At 65.4% G+C, this 18,145-nt stretch carries 18 protein-coding genes and 2 tRNA genes; 10 read left to right on the forward strand and 10 right to left on the reverse strand.

Going from position 1 to position 18,145, the window contains the following annotated elements; genetic code table 11:
• Positions 1-58 precede the first annotated feature (58 nt).
• Entirely contained in the window at positions 59-658 is a 600-nt protein-coding gene (locus ACQ450_RS06040) for a recombinase family protein (protein ID WP_431470903.1), read from the forward strand.
• Between the two features lie 339 nt (positions 659-997).
• On the opposite strand, the gene ACQ450_RS06045 is transcribed toward ACQ450_RS06040, so the two are convergent.
• Positions 998-1,318, reverse strand: coding sequence for a hypothetical protein (locus ACQ450_RS06045; RefSeq protein WP_431470904.1), 321 nt, complete (start codon positions 1,316-1,318; stop codon positions 998-1,000).
• Between the two features lie 69 nt (positions 1,319-1,387).
• Here ACQ450_RS06045 and ACQ450_RS06050 point away from each other — a divergent pair, with 69 nt between their 5' ends.
• A complete protein-coding gene (locus ACQ450_RS06050) occupies positions 1,388-1,636 on the forward strand; it encodes a helix-turn-helix domain-containing protein (protein WP_431470905.1) in 249 nt (82 codons plus the stop codon).
• A gap of 57 nt (positions 1,637-1,693) precedes the next feature.
• Here ACQ450_RS06050 and ACQ450_RS06055 read toward each other — a convergent pair whose 3' ends face one another.
• The 3 genes from ACQ450_RS06055 to ACQ450_RS06065 all read right to left on the reverse strand — a co-directional run bounded on the left by ACQ450_RS06055 (position 1,694) and on the right by ACQ450_RS06065 (position 3,826).
• Positions 1,694-3,253: a DUF6538 domain-containing protein gene (locus ACQ450_RS06055; protein WP_431470906.1), complete on the reverse strand. Its 1,560-nt coding sequence runs from the start codon at positions 3,251-3,253 to the stop codon at positions 1,694-1,696.
• 90 nt (positions 3,254-3,343) lie between these two features.
• Positions 3,344-3,419 (reverse strand) — tRNA-Ala (locus ACQ450_RS06060).
• Positions 3,420-3,502: 83 nt separating this feature from the next.
• Positions 3,503-3,826 (reverse strand): TIGR02300 family protein, encoded by a 324-nt coding sequence (locus tag ACQ450_RS06065; RefSeq protein ID WP_431470907.1) that lies wholly within the window; start codon positions 3,824-3,826, stop codon positions 3,503-3,505.
• Positions 3,827-3,930: 104 nt separating this feature from the next.
• Here ACQ450_RS06065 and aroA point away from each other — a divergent pair, with 104 nt between their 5' ends.
• The 5 genes from aroA (at position 3,931) to ACQ450_RS06090 (ending at position 8,499) form a co-directional block, all read left to right on the forward strand.
• Complete coding sequence (aroA, locus tag ACQ450_RS06070; RefSeq protein WP_188055777.1) at positions 3,931-5,268, forward strand: 3-phosphoshikimate 1-carboxyvinyltransferase; 1,338 nt, start codon at positions 3,931-3,933, stop codon at positions 5,266-5,268.
• Positions 5,269-5,283: 15 nt separating this feature from the next.
• Positions 5,284-5,937 carry a (d)CMP kinase gene (locus tag ACQ450_RS06075; protein WP_431470908.1) on the forward strand — a complete coding sequence of 218 codons (654 nt, stop codon included), beginning with the start codon at positions 5,284-5,286 and terminating at the stop codon, positions 5,935-5,937.
• A gap of 268 nt (positions 5,938-6,205) precedes the next feature.
• Positions 6,206-7,918 (forward strand): 30S ribosomal protein S1, encoded by a 1,713-nt coding sequence (rpsA, locus tag ACQ450_RS06080; RefSeq protein ID WP_188056370.1) that lies wholly within the window; start codon positions 6,206-6,208, stop codon positions 7,916-7,918.
• 172 nt (positions 7,919-8,090) lie between these two features.
• Complete coding sequence (locus tag ACQ450_RS06085) at positions 8,091-8,369, forward strand: integration host factor subunit beta (protein WP_431470909.1); 279 nt, start codon at positions 8,091-8,093, stop codon at positions 8,367-8,369.
• Positions 8,370-8,412: 43 nt separating this feature from the next.
• Positions 8,413-8,499, forward strand: a tRNA-Leu gene (locus tag ACQ450_RS06090).
• On the opposite strand, the gene ACQ450_RS06095 is transcribed toward ACQ450_RS06090, so the two are convergent.
• Positions 8,478-8,924 carry an NUDIX domain-containing protein gene (locus ACQ450_RS06095; protein ID WP_188056371.1) on the reverse strand — a complete coding sequence of 149 codons (447 nt, stop codon included), beginning with the start codon at positions 8,922-8,924 and terminating at the stop codon, positions 8,478-8,480. The genes ACQ450_RS06090 and ACQ450_RS06095 overlap by 22 nt on opposite strands.
• Before the next feature lie 191 nt (positions 8,925-9,115).
• Here ACQ450_RS06095 and ACQ450_RS06100 point away from each other — a divergent pair, with 191 nt between their 5' ends.
• Together ACQ450_RS06100 and ACQ450_RS06105 are read left to right on the forward strand one after the other, a co-directional pair.
• Positions 9,116-10,585 (forward strand): ABC transporter substrate-binding protein, encoded by a 1,470-nt coding sequence (locus ACQ450_RS06100; RefSeq protein WP_431470910.1) that lies wholly within the window; start codon positions 9,116-9,118, stop codon positions 10,583-10,585.
• 7 nt (positions 10,586-10,592) lie between these two features.
• Entirely contained in the window at positions 10,593-11,024 is a 432-nt protein-coding gene (locus tag ACQ450_RS06105; protein WP_431470911.1) for a DUF4112 domain-containing protein, read from the forward strand.
• Here ACQ450_RS06105 and nadC read toward each other — a convergent pair whose 3' ends face one another.
• Both nadC and ACQ450_RS06115 read right to left on the reverse strand, forming a co-directional pair.
• The gene (gene nadC, locus ACQ450_RS06110; RefSeq protein ID WP_431470912.1) at positions 11,025-11,939 is read right to left on the reverse strand and encodes a carboxylating nicotinate-nucleotide diphosphorylase; all 915 of its coding nucleotides are present in this window, start codon (positions 11,937-11,939) and stop codon (positions 11,025-11,027) included.
• Positions 11,940-11,982: 43 nt separating this feature from the next.
• Positions 11,983-13,290 carry a DUF2254 domain-containing protein gene (locus ACQ450_RS06115; protein ID WP_431470913.1) on the reverse strand — a complete coding sequence of 436 codons (1,308 nt, stop codon included), beginning with the start codon at positions 13,288-13,290 and terminating at the stop codon, positions 11,983-11,985.
• 77 nt (positions 13,291-13,367) lie between these two features.
• Here ACQ450_RS06115 and ACQ450_RS06120 point away from each other — a divergent pair, with 77 nt between their 5' ends.
• Entirely contained in the window at positions 13,368-14,375 is a 1,008-nt protein-coding gene (locus ACQ450_RS06120; protein WP_431470914.1) for an FUSC family protein, read from the forward strand.
• 123 nt (positions 14,376-14,498) lie between these two features.
• Here the strand turns inward: ACQ450_RS06120 and ACQ450_RS06125 are convergent, their stop codons facing one another.
• From ACQ450_RS06125 to ACQ450_RS06135, 3 genes are all read right to left on the reverse strand, one after another.
• A complete protein-coding gene (locus tag ACQ450_RS06125; protein WP_431470915.1) occupies positions 14,499-16,157 on the reverse strand; it encodes a hypothetical protein in 1,659 nt (552 codons plus the stop codon).
• Positions 16,158-16,278: 121 nt separating this feature from the next.
• Positions 16,279-17,289 (reverse strand): quinolinate synthase NadA, encoded by a 1,011-nt coding sequence (gene nadA, locus ACQ450_RS06130; protein WP_431470916.1) that lies wholly within the window; start codon positions 17,287-17,289, stop codon positions 16,279-16,281.
• Between the two features lie 49 nt (positions 17,290-17,338).
• Positions 17,339-18,112: a hypothetical protein gene (locus ACQ450_RS06135; RefSeq protein ID WP_431470917.1), complete on the reverse strand. Its 774-nt coding sequence runs from the start codon at positions 18,110-18,112 to the stop codon at positions 17,339-17,341.
• Positions 18,113-18,145 lie beyond the last annotated feature (33 nt).

Here is an 18,145-nt window from a genome sequence, read left to right on the forward strand (position 1 = left end):
CGAACATTTAGATACACCGCATGAAACGCGCCACCTTTTCGATACAGGGAGCCCGCAAGTGGGACGTGTCTTTGCTTATTGCCGGGTCAGCACGGCGGATCAGACCACCGACAATCAGGTTCAGGAGATTGAGCGGGGAGGGTTCGCAGTCGACCCGCGAAGGGTCATCACGGAGACCGTCTCCGGCTCGATCGCGGCGATGGAGCGAGAGGGGTTTGCTCGGCTGGTCGACAGGCTGGAGAATGGGGACGTGCTCGTCGTCACGAAGCTGGACCGGCTGGGGCGGAACGCGATGGACGTTCGGAGCACCGTCGAGGAACTCGCATCGGCCGGAGTGCGCGTGCATTGCCTCGCGCTGGGCGGCGTCGATTTGACGAGCCCTGCCGGGAAGATGACGATGGGAGTCATCGCCGCGGTAGCCGAGTTCGAGCGTGATTTGCTGATCGAGCGCACCCAGGCCGGACTGGCCCGCGCCAGAGCCGCTGGGAAGCCGCTGGGGAGGCGATCCGCCCTTTCGCACTCCCAACAGGCTGAAGTTCTAAAACGGCGCTCAGAGGGCGCCTCGCTGGGCGAATTGGCCAAAGCCTTTGGAGTATCCCGCGCCGCTATCCAGCGGGTCGAGAAACGCGGCTTGATCGGCGTTACGCATTCAATTTGATACCCTCTGGCACAAAAGACGTGCGGTCGGGGACGACCAAAAACATCATGATGCCGTGGGAGAGGCCGCATTTGCGGTCGGCATCACCGACAGCCCTCAACGCTCAGACCATGACGGTTCAGGACGAAGGCTCGGCTTACCCGTATCTATTTGACCGGGTGTCCCCGGTGTTATCTAGGATAGATACGGGAGAGCCAAGCAGCTTCCCCGCTAGCCCACTCGGGTTCATGATGAGACTATGAAAGAGTTCCTACTTCACAAACGTAGGGAACATCTATCTCGATTCTACCTCAATGTCGGCGCGACAATTAGAAACCCGGTCACGGAAAAGTTACTGCATCAGCCTTCGCTTAGAACACGATCGCGTTCACGATCTACCGTATTTTTGATCACTAATCCCACCAATTCCACCGATGGATTGGTCACGCCTTCTTCAGCCATCATCTCCAGAACAACGGGCTCTAAAGCCAACACCGCCAACGCTCTAGCCTTCCAACACTGCCCCTCCACAAAGTCGGATTGTTGTTGCTGCGGCTCACCCCACCCCACGATGCGCGCGTACTGGGCAGCGCTTGTTCGCACGCAAGAACGCCACTCACTAAGGGCGGAGTCGCTGCCCGGCGAGGCGATAGCGGCGAGGATGATTGATAGGATCATCATCAGAACATGGCACACCAAAAATGGGTCGTAAATACCGTGGTACTGCGGCTGCCATGAGGCGACCGCTTGGTGGTGAGGCGCATCTCAGGCCAAGAGGACACTGCCGGACACCTGAAGCGGCTGGGCGACGCCGTGCGGGCAGCCCGAAACGCGCGCGGGCTCTCACAGGAGGAACTCGCCGATGCCGCCGGGATCGATCGCTCTCACCTCGGGAAGATCGAACGAGGTGAAAGAAACGTCACGCTGCTGAATGTCATCCGCATCGCCACCGCACTTAACGGCTCGGCAGCGGGCTTGCTGAGCGAAGCAGGCCTGTAGAGCGAGAGACCCGCCTCGTGGCCCTCTCCAAAGGCATCGCCGCTCCTGAACAGACAATCAGGACTGAGCGCGCTCACCGCTCCGAGAGTCGCTTCTCTGCCATGGCTCCGGTAGGCGCAATCCGGGGACGTGGTATCTTTTCATCCCCGCTTCCAGCTGAAAAAGCGAGTATCCGCTGCCGTACTGGTCGGCGACATCCCCGGCGCTATGCCCCATAATTTGCCGCTGCACCCCCTCCGGAATGCCAACGTGTCGGGCATAGTGTTTGAAAGTGTGGCGAAAAGAGTGGAAGACCATACGCTTATCCTCGACGCAGCACTCCCCTCGCAAGTAGAGACTGAACCATTCTCCCCACTTCGCAGTTAATCTCCCGTAGACATTCGGGCGCAAACGGGGAAACAGTCGCTCCTCGGCCGCGTCCTTCGCCGCCTGAACGAGACTGAGAAACCCCAGCCGAAGCAGTTCGGGATGAACTGGGACATCCCGCTCGCTAGCTGCGTTCTTGAGCTTGGTTCCAGCTTCTTTGTCTTCCCTCAAACGGATAAACCACCCAGTCCGCTCTTCTCCAGCCGCATCTGGGTATTGAAGCGAAACGACGCTATTCACCCTGAGTTGCCCCAGTTCCTCAAGCCGCGCGCCGGTAAACAGCGCAAGGGTCGGGAGCCAATAGGCCGCCTCTCCCTTTCCACCCGCGGGCCGCTCACCTTTCGCGAAGACAGGGCTCGAGAAAATGCTGTTGAGGCTCACAAGGTCGAACTCTCGCCGCTTGTTCTTCGCTCGATCCACATCCTTGACGGAAATGCCAACCGCGACGTTTTCTTCAGCGTATTCGTTATCGACGGCCCATTGAAGGATCGTCCGCAGTCGAGACAGCTTTGTATTTGTATTAGCCGCGGTTTGGCCCTCGGCAATCAGCCTGTCCTTAAATGAAAGAACATCTCTGCGGGTGATTTGATTGACCGGAATGCGTCCAGCTCTTTCATAGAACCACCGCGCGACCGCTGCGTGAGCGTCCTTACTCTTCGGTTCGACTCTTCGCTCGGCCGCCCATCGATCAACAATCACAGTGTCCAGCAGTGCCGCGCCTGTTTGGCCGGACCGGATCGGCGGCGGGAGTGAACTGGCCAACCGCTCTTTCTCCCGCGCGGCGAGTTTTGCGGTGATCTCCTCGATGGCTTGCTCCCGCTCTCGCAGTAAATCCCGCATTGCCTGCTCGGATAGTGACAACTGCACACTCATGAACGTCGCGAGCCTTCTTCGTAGCTCAGCACGCTCCGGTGTCCGAGCCTCCCAGCGCTCTTTCGCTTCTTCGGCGAGCTGTTCTTCGAACCGCGCCTGCTCCTCCTGAGCGGGGCTCAAGACAACCCTTGGCCCAGAATCTTCATCGACGGTGCTTTCGCGATCAGTAGAGCCAACTCGGCTTCGGGCCCGCGCCTGCTCTAGGAGCACGTCGGTAGCGCTGGTGTGCTGAGGGATTCTGCGCTTTGCCTCCGCGCGGTCCTTCGTACGGAGCGACAGCATGAACTCGGACTTACCAGCCAGGGCAGGGCGGAGTTCGGCGGGGATTACACGACGAAAATAGTAGGTCGCCCCGCGCTTCGTCAGGTAGGTACACATGGCTCATCGTCCTGCTACAAATGTAACAGCCGCCTGTCAAAACGCCATGTTTTCCAGTAATTTAAGCCAGCTTCAGCGGCTTTCGGGGAATGGTGGAGCCGAGGGGGATCGAACCCCTGACCTTCGCAATGCCATTGCGACGCTCTCCCAGCTGAGCTACGGCCCCACACCCCGGGAAGGCGACGGGCTTTAGTCAGCCGCCGCGGTTTTGGCAAGCACCTCCGAACCGGTTTCGGAGGTGCTCCGGAATCAGCTTTCCTCGTCTTCGTCGGACGTCTTCACGCCGAGGTCGTCGTCGCCCCCCAGATCAACGTCGTCGTCGGCCGAATCGCTGTCTTCTTCCTCGATGTCCAGATCCTCGTCACCGAGATCCGAATCCTTCTCCTTCTTCTCGGCGTCCTTGTCCGTCTTGTTCGCCTCGAACGGAAGCGGCTGCTTGGACTTGAGAATCGGCTCCGGTTCCCACGCATAGCTGCACGCGATGCACGTGACGGGATCGTCCTTCTGAAGATCGTAGAAACGCGTTCCGCATTTCGGGCACGCTCGTTTCGTGCCCCATTCCGGCTTGACCATGCCGCCTATTGCCTTTCGAAACTGCTGGGGTTCGGGGTCGGGCCCCGCAAAGTGGGGCGCGCCTTGCCATAGCGCAAGCGCGCTGTCAAAAGCCCGGCCGCCCCATGACCGAAACCCGACCCGCCACAGCGCCCCGGCCGCTCTCGATCGCTGCGCGCGGGCCGCTGCGCGGCACCGTGGTCGTTCCGGGCGACAAATCGATCAGCCACCGGGCGCTCATGTTCGCCAGCCTGGCGGTAGGCGAAAGCCGCATCCGCGGACTGCTGGAAGGCGAGGACGTGCTTGCCACTGCGTCCGCGATGCAGGCGATGGGGGCGACGATCGCCCGCGGCGCCGACGACACGTGGCGAGTGAACGGCGTGGGAGTCGGCGGGCTGCTCCAGCCGCAGCAAGCGCTCGAGATGGGTAATTCGGGCACCTCGACACGCTTGCTGATGGGGCTGGTCGCGAGCCATGCGATCACCGCTGCCTTCACCGGAGACGCGTCGCTGTCGGGCCGGCCGATGGCGCGGGTGATCGAGCCGCTCGCGCGCATGGGCGCGGACATCACCGCGAGCCCGGGCGGGCGGCTGCCCTTGATGGTGCGCGGACTGTGCCCCGCCGTACCGATCGAATATCGGCTGCCGGTCGCATCGGCCCAAGTGAAGTCCGCCGTCCTGCTGGCGGGGCTCAACGCACCGGGCATCACGCGCGTGATCGAGCCGGTCGCCACGCGCGACCACAGCGAACGCATGCTGCGCGGGTTCGGGGCAGAGCTAGAAGTGGAGGAGACAGGCGGCGAGCGCATTGTCTCGCTGCGTGGCGAGGCGGAGCTTCGTCCGCAAGAGATCGACGTGCCCGGCGATCCTTCCTCGGCAGCCTTCTGGATGGTCGCAGCCTCGATCGTGCCCGAATCCGAAGTCACTATCTCGAATGTCGGGCTCAATCCGACTCGCACCGGGCTGATCGCAGTGCTGCGGATGATGGGTGCCGACATCGTCGAATCGCAGCCGCGCAGCGTGGGCGGAGAGCCGGTGGCGGATCTGATCGTGCGCCACGCGCCGCTGCACGCCATCGATGTGCCGCCGGAACTCGCGCCGAGCATGATCGACGAATATCCCGCGCTGTTCGTCGCCGCCGCCTTTGCGCAGGGACGCACTGTCGCACGCGGCGCGCACGAGCTTCGGGTGAAGGAATCGGATCGGATCGCCGCGATGGCCGCGGCTCTTTCCGCTGTCGGGGCCCGCGTGGAGGAAGCCGAGGACGGGCTTTCGATCGACGGGACAGACGGCGAATCGCTATCCGGCGACGCTCAGGTCGCCTCGAAACTGGACCATCGCATCGCGATGAGCATGGCCATCGCGGCGCTTCGGACGACCCTGCCCGTTACGATCGATGATGTGTCACCAGTCGCCACCAGCTATCCCGATTTCTTCCCGACCCTTGACGCGCTCACTGCGTAAGCTGACTTCTGTCGCATGATCATCGCAGTCGACGGACCCGCCGCATCGGGCAAGGGCACCATCGCCAGGGCGCTCGGGCGTCATTTCGGCCTGCCCCATCTCGACACCGGCCTGCTGTATCGAGCCGTTGCCGCATCGCTGCTCCGCGAGGAAGCGGACCCCGAAAGCGAAACCGACGCGCTCGCCGGCTGTGGCTTTGACGACTATGTGCTCGACGACCCCTGGCTGAAGACCGACGAGGTCGGTCGAATAGCCTCGATCGTCTCTGCGCATCCCCTCGTCCGGAAGGCGCTGCTGCTCCGGCAGAAGAAATTTGCGCAGCAGCCTGGCGGTGCCGTGCTCGACGGGCGCGACATCGGCACCGTGATCGCGCCCGACGCGGAGGTGAAGCTGTTCGTCAAGGCAACGCCGATGATCCGCGCGCAGCGCCGCCACCTCGAGTTGCGCAAGCTCGGCGTCTTCGCGAGTCTCGACAAGGTTCTCGCCGACATCCGGGCGCGCGACGAGCGCGACTCCAAGCGCGCCGACGCCCCGATGAAGCCGGCGCCCGACGCCGCGATCCTCGATACCAGCTTCCTTTCGATCGACGCGGCAGTGCAACGTGCAATCGCGATCGTGAACGATCGCATGCGCCCGCCAGAGACGCAGGAACCTCCCGAGACACTCTGAAGCGCGGACCGATAGCCGGCAGAGCGGCCTTCTTGCCCGATCGCGCTCCATCCGCTATGGTCCATTTGTCCTGCGGGCCGTTGCTCGTGGAGGTTGGCGCGGAGGCAATGTCCTCACGCGCCCTTTTCGCATTTGGCGTTGAGGTCCTCCGCTGATGATGGCGCGCATGGATGCCGCGACCGGCGTTCGGCCGCCGCGGCAGATCGGCCACAAGACCGCCGGAGACAACCGGCTGGCCGGAAACGACGACACAGGAACTGCACACCACATGGCCACCACGGCAACCCCCTCCCGCGATGATTTCGCGGCAATGCTCGACGCGACGTTGGGCGACAGCGACGGCTTCGAAGGCCGCGTCGTCATCGGCACCGTCACTGCGATCGAAAACGATCTCGCCGTCATCGACGTCGGGCTGAAGAGCGAAGGCCGCGTCTCGCTGCGCGAATTCGCCGCTCCCGGTCAGAAGGCCGAGCTGAAGGTCGGCGACGAAGTCGAAGTCTATGTCGACCGCGTCGAGAACGCCCAGGGCGAAGCGATGCTCTCGCGCGATCGCGCACGCCGCGAAGCCGCCTGGGACAAGCTGGAAACCGAATTCGCCAAGTCGGCCCGAGTCGAGGGCGTGATCTTCGGCCGTGTGAAGGGCGGCTTCACTGTCGACCTGAACGGCGCCGTGGCGTTCCTGCCCGGTTCGCAGGTGGACATCCGTCCCGTGCGCGACGTCACGCCGCTGATGGACATTCCCCAGCCGTTCCAGATCCTCAAGATGGACCGCAAGCGCGGCAACATCGTGGTTTCGCGTCGCGCCGTTCTCGAAGAGACGCGCGCCGAACAGCGTTCGGGCCTGATCCAGAGCCTCACCGAAGGCCAGGTAATCGATGGCGTCGTCAAGAACATCACCGATTACGGCGCGTTCGTTGACCTGGGCGGCATCGACGGCCTGCTCCACGTCACCGACCTCAGCTACAAGCGCGTCCAGCATCCCTCGGAGATGCTCAACATCGGCGACACCGTCCGTGTCCAGATCATCCGCATCAATCGCGAGACGCAGCGCATCAGCCTCGGCATGAAGCAGCTCGAGAGCGATCCGTGGGAAGGCGCGAGCGCCAAGTATCCGGTCGGCGTCAAGCTTGCCGGCCGCGTGACCAACATCACCGAATACGGCGCCTTCGTCGAGCTGGAAGCGGGCATCGAGGGCCTGGTCCACGTCAGCGAAATGAGCTGGACCAAGAAGAACGTGCATCCCGGCAAGATCGTCTCGACCTCGCAGGAAGTCGAAGTCGTCGTGCTCGAGGTGGACGAGGACAAGCGCCGCATCAGCCTCGGGCTCAAGCAGGCCCAGGCCAATCCGTGGGACAAGTTCGCCGAGGATCACCCGGTGGGCTCGACCGTCGAAGGCGAAGTCAAGAACGCGACCGAGTTCGGCCTGTTCATCGGCCTCGACGGCGACGTCGATGGCATGGTCCACATGTCGGACATCGCCTGGGGCATCTCGGGCGAGGACGCGCTCAACCTGCACCGCAAGGGCGAAACCGTTCAGGCCGTCGTCCTGGCCGTTGAGCCCGACAAGGAGCGCATCAGCCTCGGCATGAAGCAGCTCGAGCGCGGCGCACCGGCAGCGGGCGTCCCGACGAGCGGCAGCGGCGTCAACAAGGGCGCGATCGTCACCGTCAGCGTGCTCGAGGTCCGCGATGCCGGACTCGAAGTGCAGGTCGGCGAAGACGGTGCGACCGGCTTCATCAAGCGCACCGATCTCGGCCGCGATCGCGACGAGCAGCGTCCGGAGCGGTTCCAGGTCGGCCAGAAGTTCGACGCGATGGTTACCGGCTTCGATCGTTCGAAGAAGCCCACCTTCTCGATCAAGGCGATGCAGATCGCCGAAGAGAAGCAGGCAGTTGCGCAATATGGCTCGTCCGACTCGGGCGCGTCGCTGGGCGACATTCTTGGCGAAGCCCTCAAGGCACGCGGCGGCAGCAACGAGTGACCTGCCTACCCGCCGGGGAGCGCAACCGCGCTCCCCGGCGTCGGCCACCGGCAAGTGAACATCCGCAAATCTTCTGGTTGATGAAGATTAGGTTTCACGGCTAAGGGTCGCCAAAGGGTCGCAGCGTCGCCCGGTCGCAAAACAGATCGGTGGCGCTCCAGGGAGAGCGTGAATGATCCGTTCCGAGCTTGTACAACTGCTGGCTGACGACAATCCGGAGCTCTCGGCCCGGGAAATCGAGAAGATCGTCTCCGTGTTCTTCGACGAGATCGTGCAACGGCTGGCAGAGAACGGTCGAGTCGAGCTTCGCGGCTTCGGCGCCTTCTCCACGCGATCGCGCGACTCGCGCGTGGGCCGCAATCCCCGCACCGGCGAAACGGTGACGGTGAGCGCGAAGCGCGTGCCCTATTTCAAGCCCGGCAAGGAAATGCGCCTTCGCCTCAACGTCTAGGCCATTGACGCCTGCGCCCGCCTTGGGCTTGCGTTGCCCGCGCGCGGACGTGGCGAAATCGGTAGACGCAGCGGACTTAAAATCCGCTTCTCGCAAGAGAGTGCGGGTTCAAGTCCCGCCGTCCGCACCAGCGCGCAACACCCATTGTGCGACCTGTCGCCGAGTTGCCGCGGTGGCATCGGCGGGAAGCGCATCCGGCGGCCATGCGGCGACTGCCTCGATCTCCAGCGACAGCCTGGGCACGACGACCACGTCGGCGACGTGGAACAGCTGCACCGTGTCCCGCTTATGGTTGGGGCGGTGGAAATACTCCTCGAGCCAGGTCACGCTGCCGTGGGACACGAGACCGATCTCCTCGCGTAGCTCACGCAGCATCGCGGACTCCGCCGCCTCCCCCGCCTCCCACCCGCCGCCGGGCAAATGCCACCCGGGGACATAGCTGTGCCGGACCAGCACGACCCGACCGTCCGGCGTGACGGGAATCGCGCGCACGCCACGCGTCACCGGCCGCACGACGAACCAGTAAAGCCGGCGTAGCCCATGCGAGAGCCACATGCCGGCTCGTATCAGCCGGGCCGTACCGTCGCTGCGCTCGTGCCGGGAAATGGAAGATGGCATTGCTTCGATCCTATGGCGGCTGCGCCGGCCGGCCAAGCTGCTTCTCGACAGGTTGCAGCCGACAGCCCAAGTTGGCAGGACCGAGCCATGGTCGTACAGCTCCGTCGTCTCCCGCAGCGGATATCCTGATGAGTCGCCTGCCCCTGCCGATCGCGCTTGCGCTGGCACTGGCAGCGGCAGGATGCGGCGAACCACGGCCGGACGATGTGCCGGTGGTGGCGAGCGCGATCGGCGGCGAAGCGGAAGCAGCCAATCCCAGCCGCGAGCCGCTGGAATTTCCCGAGGCGGTGTTTCTCTATGCGACCGCTCAGGGGTTGGTACGCTTCGACAGCAATGGCCAGATCGTGGCCGGGCTTGCCGAGCGCTGGATCGTGATCGACGAGGGGCGCAGCTTCATCTTTCGGCTGCGCGACGCCGAATGGCCCGACGGCAGCGAAGTGACTGCGCAGCAAGTGGTGCGTGCACTCCGCCGTGCAACGGCCTCCAACAGCAGGAACCCGCTGGCACCGTATCTGGAGGTGGTCGACGAGATCGTCGAGATGACGCCGCGAGTCATCGAAGTGCGGCTGCGGCGCTCGCGCCCTGATCTGCTGCAGCTTTTCGCTCAACCCGAAATGGCGATTGTCCGACCGCAGACGCTTGGCGGCACCGGCCCCTTCCGCGTGGAGGAAGACGAGCAATCGGGGGTTCTGCTGCGCCCCGCGATCGATTCGGAGCGCATCGCGGAAGAGGGATATGAGGGCCCCGGCCCGGCCGAATTCGTGCAGCTCCACGGGGAGCGCGCCGCGCTGGCGCTGGCGCGCTTCGCCGCGCGCAAATCGGATCTCGTGCTCGGCGGGACGTTCGTCGATTGGCCGCTGGTGGGAGCAGCAGGCATTGCTCCGGCCAACATCCGCTTCGATCCCGCCCTTGGGCTGTTCGGCCTGGCCGTCGTCGAGCAGGACGGCTTTCTTGCCGAACCGGAGAATCGAGCGGCCGTGGCAATGGCGATCGACCGCGACGCGATCGTCCAGCGCGTGCTGCCGGAGCGAACGCCGGTCACCACGCTGCTCCCGGAACAGCTCGACTCCTCCGCCGCTCCCGCCATGCCGCAATGGGCAGCACTGACGCTCGAGGAACGCCGGGCCCGCGCACGGGCACGAGTCAGCGTCTGGAGACAGGAGGCGGAAGTGGATTCGGTGCGGCTCCGAGTCGCACTTCCGGAGGGGCCGGGCGCCACGATGCTGTGGGCGCATCTTGCCGCCGACCTGCGGTCGATCGGAATCGAAGGCGAACGCGTGGCGATGCGTGCCGATGCGGACCTGCGGCTGATCGATGCAGTGGCCCCCTATGACAGCGCGCGCTGGTTCCTGGTGACCGCATGCCGCCTGTGTTCGGAAGATGCGGAACTGGCTGCCGAAGCGGCACGCGACGCGCCGACGCTGCAAAACCGCGCGCAACGAATCGCCGAGGCCGATGCGCTGCTGAGCGCCGAGCACATATTCATCCCTATCGCCCAGCCGCTGCGATGGTCTATCGTGGCGCTCCGTCTGGATGCCTGGCAGAGGAACTCCCGCGCCTGGCACCCGTTGGATCAACTGCGAAACGACAGCGAGTGAGGGACCGATGGCACGCCCCACGCGAATGGCTTCCAGCACGATCCGGAACGCCGCACGCAGCCTTCCTACCGGAACCGACCCTGCGGCGGTTCGCCGCCGAGTCGACGGGATGCACCAGCTGCTCGAGCGCAGCTTCAAGATTCCGGGCACCAACCAGCATGTCGGGCTGGACGCACTGATCGGGCTGATCCCGGTCGGCGGCGACCTCATCGGCGCCATGCTGGGCTTTTACATGGTGTGGGAAGCGCGCAACCTGAAGATGTCCAGGATGGCGATGAGCCGGATGGTCGGCAACGTCGCGCTCGATTTCCTGCTCGGGCTCGTGCCCGGAGTGGGCGACGCGGCCGATTTCTTCTTCCGCTCCAACACCCGCAACGTGCGGATCATCCGCAAGCATCTCGACCGGCACTATCCTTCCACAGCCACCGTAGGGCAGTGATCAGGCCGCGGCGAAATCGAGGCCGATGTCGGCGGCCGGCGCCGACTGAGTGATCCGGCCGACGCTGATGAAACTGACTCCGGTCTGCGCGATCGCTCCGATCGTTTCGAGCCGCACGCCGCCCGAGGCTTCGCTCGGCACCCGCCCGTCGATCCGCACGACTGCCTCGCGCAGCATCTCCGGCGCCATATTGTCGAGCAGCAGATGCGTCGCCCCGGCATCGAGCGCGGGCGCGATCTGATCGAGCCGATCGACCTCGACGATGATCCGTTCGATGCCCGCAGCGACCGCGCGGCGAACCGCCTCTCCCACCGATCCGGCGACGGCGACATGATTGTCCTTGATCATCGCCGCGTCCCACAGGCCCATGCGGTGGTTGGTCGCGCCGCCCATCCGAGTCGCGTATTTCTCGAGCACGCGCAGGCCGGGCAGCGTCTTGCGCGTATCGAGCAGAGTCGCGCCGGTGCCGGCGATGGCATCGACATAGCTTCGCGTCAGCGTGGCGATGCCCGACAGATGCTGCACCGTGTTCAGCGCCGAGCGCTCGGCCGTGAGCAGCGCGCGGGCACGACCGCGCAACCGCAGCAGATCCGCCCCCGCCGCGACGCGCGCGCCATCCTCGACCAGTCGCTCGATCGCGACGTCGGGATCGAGCGCGCGGAAAAAGGCCTCGGCGATCGGCAGGCCGGCGACGGTGATCGCCTCGCGGCTGTCCATCACGCCTTCGAAGATCGCATCGGCCGGGATCACGGCATGCGAAGTGATGTCGCCGCCCGCGCCCAGATCCTCGGCCAGCGTCGCCGCCACGAAGCCGTCGAGATCGAATCGGTCGAGCGCGAATTCGCCCTTAGCTTCGCGGTTTTCGCGCGAATCCTGAAACAAAGTTGCGTCGGCAGTGGCCTGCGGGTCGGTCATCGCTCTGCCATGGCATATCGCGCGCGTGTAGGACAGCGGCGCCTCAAGCCGCCGGCGCGAAGCGTTCGACCGCGTCGCGGACCCGGGCGAGCGCAGGCCCTTCGAGCACCGTTTCGGCCTGCGCCAGCAGCAGCCGCGCTTCGCAGCGGAGCTGATCGACACGTGCCGCCGACGGCCCGCCGGCGGCCACCGCTTCGAGCGCGTCGACGAAACTGACCGCCGCCAGCGGATTGGCGGCAGCAGAAGCCCTCACTTCGCCAAAGGCGCGACGCAGGAAATGATCGAAATCGTCGACGAGCGCATGGACTCCGCGCGTGCCATAGCGATTGCCGTCGGCATCGGTACCGAGATCGCGCCGCGCCAGCTGTGCCGTCACTGCCGAGAGCCAGTGCAGGCAGGTGATCGCCGTGAACGGATCGTTGATTCCCGGCGACAACGCACGCAGCGCGATCTCCACCAGCTCGTCGATCGAGAATTCGATGTCCTGGCTGGAGGTGCGGCTCTCGCCCAGCGCGAAGGCGCGGCGCAGCTGCTGCTCGACACCCTCGCCGATCGTGCCGTCGACGTGAAGCAGGGGCATTTCGGAATGGATGAAATCGCCCGACCGCACCGCCAGCCGGACCTGCACGCCCTGCCGCTCGCACACGTCGCCGAGCGTTTCGAAATCAATGATCTCGATATAGCCGGCGCGACCGGCGCGGATCGGCGCTCCCCATGCGCCATTGGGTTCGATCAGCGGAGTACCGCGATCGGGATCGGGATAGCGCGCCTCGATGTCGTGCAGCGCGCGGCGACCGATGCTGGCAACCACGCGATTGATTCGGATGCTGTCGGGCACGTGATGGAGGAAATAGACGAGCACCGCGACCGACAACAATGTCAGGAGAAATGCCGTCACCAGCGACAGTTCGGGCACGAAGCCGCCGACGCTGCGCATGCCGAACCGCCCCGCCTCCTCCGGCTGGTGCACCGTTCGCAGGACGAGCAGGCAATAGACGAAGGTGGCGATGAAGACGCCGAGCGAAAGCTGATTGCCGCGATCGGTCATGAAATTGGTGAGCAGCCGCGGACCATAGTTGCCCGACGCATAGACCACCGCCGCAATGGTGATCGCGAACACCGTGCCCGCGACCGAGATCATCGATCCGGCGATGGTCGAGAGCAGCGCCCGCGCTCCGTCCGGCGTCGAATCGTGCAGCCAGCTGACCCCCTCTGCCCAGCCGTTGTTCAACTGCCGATCCACCGCATAGGTGGCGAAGGACAGCAGAATCGCGGCGAGCGTGAGAACGGTCGGAAGGAACCAGTAGCTGGCGTTGAGGCGCAACGCGATTTGGCGGAGCCAGGCTTTCATGCTGCTGGAACGTGGCGGAGGCGAAACGGTTGCCCGGCACGCGGGAACCATCGCAGCGGCGGGACCATTGGCCCGGCATGCAAATCGTCCCGGCAAAGCTGCGCGATCCGATTCGACTGGGGCTGCAAAGCGCGATCGGGGGCATCGCCGCCTATCTGATCTGCCAATGGGTGGGGCTGAACCAGGCGAGCTGGAGCTGGGGCGTGATCTCGGCGCTGTTCGTGGCGCACCAGAATATCGACGCGACCGCAGTGGCAGCAGCCGGCCGGATCGGCGCGGCGCTGCTCGGCACCGTGGTGGGGCTGGCGACGGTGCTGGCGTTCGGCGGCGAGGATCTGACGCTGCTGCGCCTCGCGGTTGCGGCGATCCTGCTGAACGGCATAGCCACCGCACTGCCCAATTTCCGCTTCGGCGTGGTGGCGGCGGTGATCATCGCGCTCGAACCCGATCCCGAAATATTGGGCGGGGCGATCGATCGCGCGGCGGCGATCCTAATCGGATCGGTGACCGGTGCCGCCGGCGCCTTTCTGGTGTGGCCGGAAAGCGCGGCGAAGCGCGCCATGCGCCCGATCCGCGCCGCGATCGGCGAGTGCCGGAACCTGCTGACCGCCGAAGTCGAAGTGCTGACCGGCGACGGCGAGCGGGAACTCGATCCGATCCATCGCCGGTTCCTCGACAACATCCGCACCGCGCGCGAGCTGACCGACGGGATGCGCCTGCACCGCACCGCCGAGAACATGCCGGTCAAAGCGCTCGTCCCCGCCGTGCTTCAGCTGTGGCACACGCTGATCATCCTCGACCGGCTGCGCGAGCGGCAAAGCGATCCGCTGGGCACCGATGCGCCGCTGAAGGATGCGATCGGGGAGGTCCGCGAGAAAGTGTGCGCCTTTCTGGAGCCGCCCGACAGCGGCGAGGCGACGGCCGATGCGGACCCGGCACGCGCGGCGATCGATCGCGCGATCGACGCGACGCAGGCGCGGCGCGACGGAGAGGACGCCCAAGCGTTCACCTTCGCGCTGCGCGAGCTCGATTCGGACCTGGAGAAGCTGGAGGAACTGTTCCGCAAGCGCGCCAGCACCGCATGAACGCGGGCGCCGCGCCCGGCCTCAGTCGCCGGTGACGGGAACCGGACCGGGCGGCATGCAGCTTTCTCTACGCAACCGGCTGATTATGTTCATCGCGTGATCGACGCAACATGCCTACATGGGTCAGCGATCGAAGATGAGCCCCGGCGCATAGCCGCTCCTGCACTGGCTGCCGTTCGCGGTGCGGATCAGCCGCCGCTGCTCCTCGCTGACGGTCGGCGAGACGGACAGCGTACGGATGCGGGCGTCGGCATCTTCCCCGGCATTGGCGAAGCTTGCGACGAGCAGCACCTGCGGAGGCCGGTCGCCCCCCAGCGTGTCCGCGACGGCATACATGACGGACGTGCCCGTTCCGTCTGCGGCCGGAACATAGGTGTAGCAGCCGACCCGATCGACGACCGGCAGCGCCGGCATGCGCAGCGCGAGCCACTGGTCTGCATTGGCAAGCGTGGCGGAGCGGTCGAACAGCGCCGCGGCGGGATCCTCATAGCTGGCGGGATAGGCGAACAGCACGGTTCCATGCCGCTGCCGCTCATCCCACACGGCAGTTTTCAAGAAGACCGCGAAGGCGTCGTCGATCTGTGTCGTTCCCTGCATCTGCCGGATCGTCGGCGGCGACAGCACCGGTGCGACGGTCGCCTCCGTGACGCGCGTATTGCCGACTTCCCCGGGAACGAACTCCCACGCCTCGGCCAGACAGTCGAGCCTGTCGACGTCGTAGCGCGTCAACGCGGCAGGCGGACGGTCGTGCGTCACAGCCCACATCAGCAGCGCCTGATCGCCGACGGAGAGTCCCATCCCGCGCACCCGGTCCAGCAGCGAGCCGCAAGCTATCTGCGCTTCGGCAAAGGTCTGCGCATTCCGATAGCTGGCGAGGACGTTGCCTGCCGCACCTTCCAGATAGGTGTTGATCGTCCCGCCCGGGTTGAGCCCCGGTGCGATATTGGCAGCATAGGGCGACGCGAGCACGCCCGATACCGACCAGGTCGCGCGCCCCGCGGAGTCGCGCGTCGGACCGCTCATGAGAGTGGCGACGGGGATCAGCCGCGCGGTGAGCACCACGTCGACCGGACGCCCGTTCTGCGGATCGCGGAACAGCCCCTGCGTGCGCCACTGGAAATCGGTGTCCGGCGGAACGGCGCCGGGGCGGATGATCGGATGCCGCGTCATCACTTCCTTGGCACCGGCCGAGATTCCGGCGAGGAGCGACGTGACTGCGTTCTGATAGGGCGCCGCGGTTTCGACCGGCACGCCCGCGAGCTTCAGCGCCGCCGACGCCGCGGCATCGATCGTCGCTTTCAATCCCGGGTTCGGGGCCAGCGTGCGCACATAGGTGGGCGAGACGCCGAACTGTTCGTCCCGGTACCGCGCTACATAATAGGCGGGCGAGAGGTAGCGCATCTCGTCGATGTGAACGTCGCACGAGCGACCGAGACCGAGGAAGCCGCCGCGCTTCCTGTCCAGCGACAGCGGCGTGAAGACCACGGGCGCAAGATTGGGCGCGCTCACGCTCACGCCCAGGGTGACGTGTTCCGCCCCCTCCATCAGTTCCTTCAAGTCGATCGACCAGAGCGATGTCTTGGGGCAGGCAGTGTTGAAGGTGAGCGTCTTCTGCGTCGCGTTCAGCGTCAGCACAACCTCCAGCCGCACATAGCCGCTCTCCTCGATACGAGGCGAACCGGCGGAGGTCGAAGTCGCCGCGGGCGTAGGCGCGGCCGGGGGACCGGCGGACTGCGCAGCGGCCGAAGCAGTCGGCGCCGCGCCGAGGAAAACACCAAGCATCCAATGAAGTAAAGCCTGCCTCATGACTGCCCCCTGCCTTGCGACATGGGCAAGATCATGAAGCAGCGTCAACTATTGTCAACAACCGGTGCACGGAACCGGAGATGACCGGTGCGTGCCGTTAGTCGCCGGTGACGGGAACCGGACCGAGATCGCCCATGCCGACGGTGCCGCTCGCCATCGCGAGCATGCGGTCGAGGCTGGTCTGCGCCTTGAGCCGCAGATCCTCCGCGATTTCGATCCGCGGCTCGAGGTCGCGCAGCGCGACGTAGAGCTTCTCCATCGTGTTGAGCGCCATATAGGGGCAGATATTGCAGTTGCAGTTGCCGTCGGCACCCGGCGCGCCGATGAAGGTCTTTTCCGGCACCGCCTTTTCCATCTGGTGGATGATGTGCGGCTCGGTGGCGACGATCAGCGTGTCGCCGGGAAAGCTCTGCGCGAAATTGAGGATCCCGCTGGTCGAGCCGACATAATCGGCGTGGTCGAGCACATGCGGCGGGCATTCGGGATGCGCCGCGACCGGCGCGTCGGGATGCTGCGCCTTGAGCTTGAGCAGCTCGGTTTCGCTGAACGCCTCGTGGACGATGCACACGCCCGGCCAGAGCAGCATGTCGCGCCCGGTCTTGCGCCTGAGATAGCCGCCGAGATGCTTGTCGGGGCCGAAGATGATCTTCTGGCTCTCCGGAATCTGGCTGAGGATCTTTTCGGCCGAGGAGCTGGTGACGATGATGTCGCTGAGCGCTTTCACTTCGACCGAGCAGTTGATGTAGGTGAGCGCGATGTGATCGGGATGCTGCGCGCGGAAGGCGGCGAACTGATCGGGCGGGCAGCTGTCTTCGAGGCTGCAGCCGGCATCCATGTCGGGCAGGACGACGATCTTCTGCGGGCTGAGCACCTTGGCCGTTTCGGCCATGAAGCGCACGCCGCAAAAGGCGATCACATCGGCGTCGGTCTCCGCCGCCTTGCGGCTGAGATCGAGGCTGTCGCCCACGAAATCGGCGATGTCCTGAAGCTCGGGCTTCTGGTAATAATGCGCGAGGATGACGGCGTTGCGCTCCTTGCGCAGCCGATCGATCTCGGCGCGCAGGTCCAGCCCCGCCAGCGTACCGCCAATGCCCTCGCGTGCGTCCATTTCCATTCCCTTGATTGCCGACCGCACATGGCGTGCGGCGCGCGGCGGATCAAGGCATGAGCGGAAGCGGCGGGAATTCGAACGGCGGCAAGGCCGCGCCCGGCTGGCCCGCCGTGACCACGCCGTGCAGCCAGAGTGCGGCGCCGCTCGCGACGATCAGCCCGATCAGCGCGCGCACGGCCAGGATCGTGCCGATCCCCCACCACCAGGCGGGATGGACCCGGCCGCTGCGCCGCCAGTCCGCCACCACGCCCGCCAGCGGAAAGAGCAGCACGAGGACGAATTCGAAGATGCCGGCATGGGGGACCAGCAGCGCCAGCGGAAGCAAGCGCCCCAGCCCCGGCCCCACGAGCATCGCCATGCCGCAGAAATGCAGCCTCTTGTGCCAGGCGCTGTGCCGCCGCAGCACGATAGCGGCCGTCGACAGCGCGGCGAAAGTATAGACAGTGAGCGGCGCCATCACGAGGAAATAGGCGGGGCGATAGACCGGCGCCGCGCGCCCGAGCCGCACCGCCTCGACCGCGACGATCGTGCCGACCACCACCATCGCAACCATCCAGCCGGCGGCGATCCAGCCGAGCCGCCGGTGCCAGGCGAACGAGCCCGAAGTGGCGAGCATCGTCTGCGTCACATAGAGCACGACCCAGCCGAAGAAGACGACGCCATGCGCGTGCACGATCGCGGGCGCCGAGAAGCTCGACCGGCCGAAGGCGAGATGCAGCGAGAAGCCCGCGACGAGCACGAAGGCCATCGCAAGGGCGCCGAACAGGAAGAAGCGATTATCGTCCGCAGCGAGCGGACCCCGACCAACAACCGTAGCCATCGATGCACACCCCCTGCAGAGGTGCGCATCTTA

Source organism: Sphingosinithalassobacter sp. LHW66-3, from assembly GCF_050703275.1.
In the GTDB taxonomy this organism is placed as follows: domain Bacteria; phylum Pseudomonadota; class Alphaproteobacteria; order Sphingomonadales; family Sphingomonadaceae; genus Sphingomonas.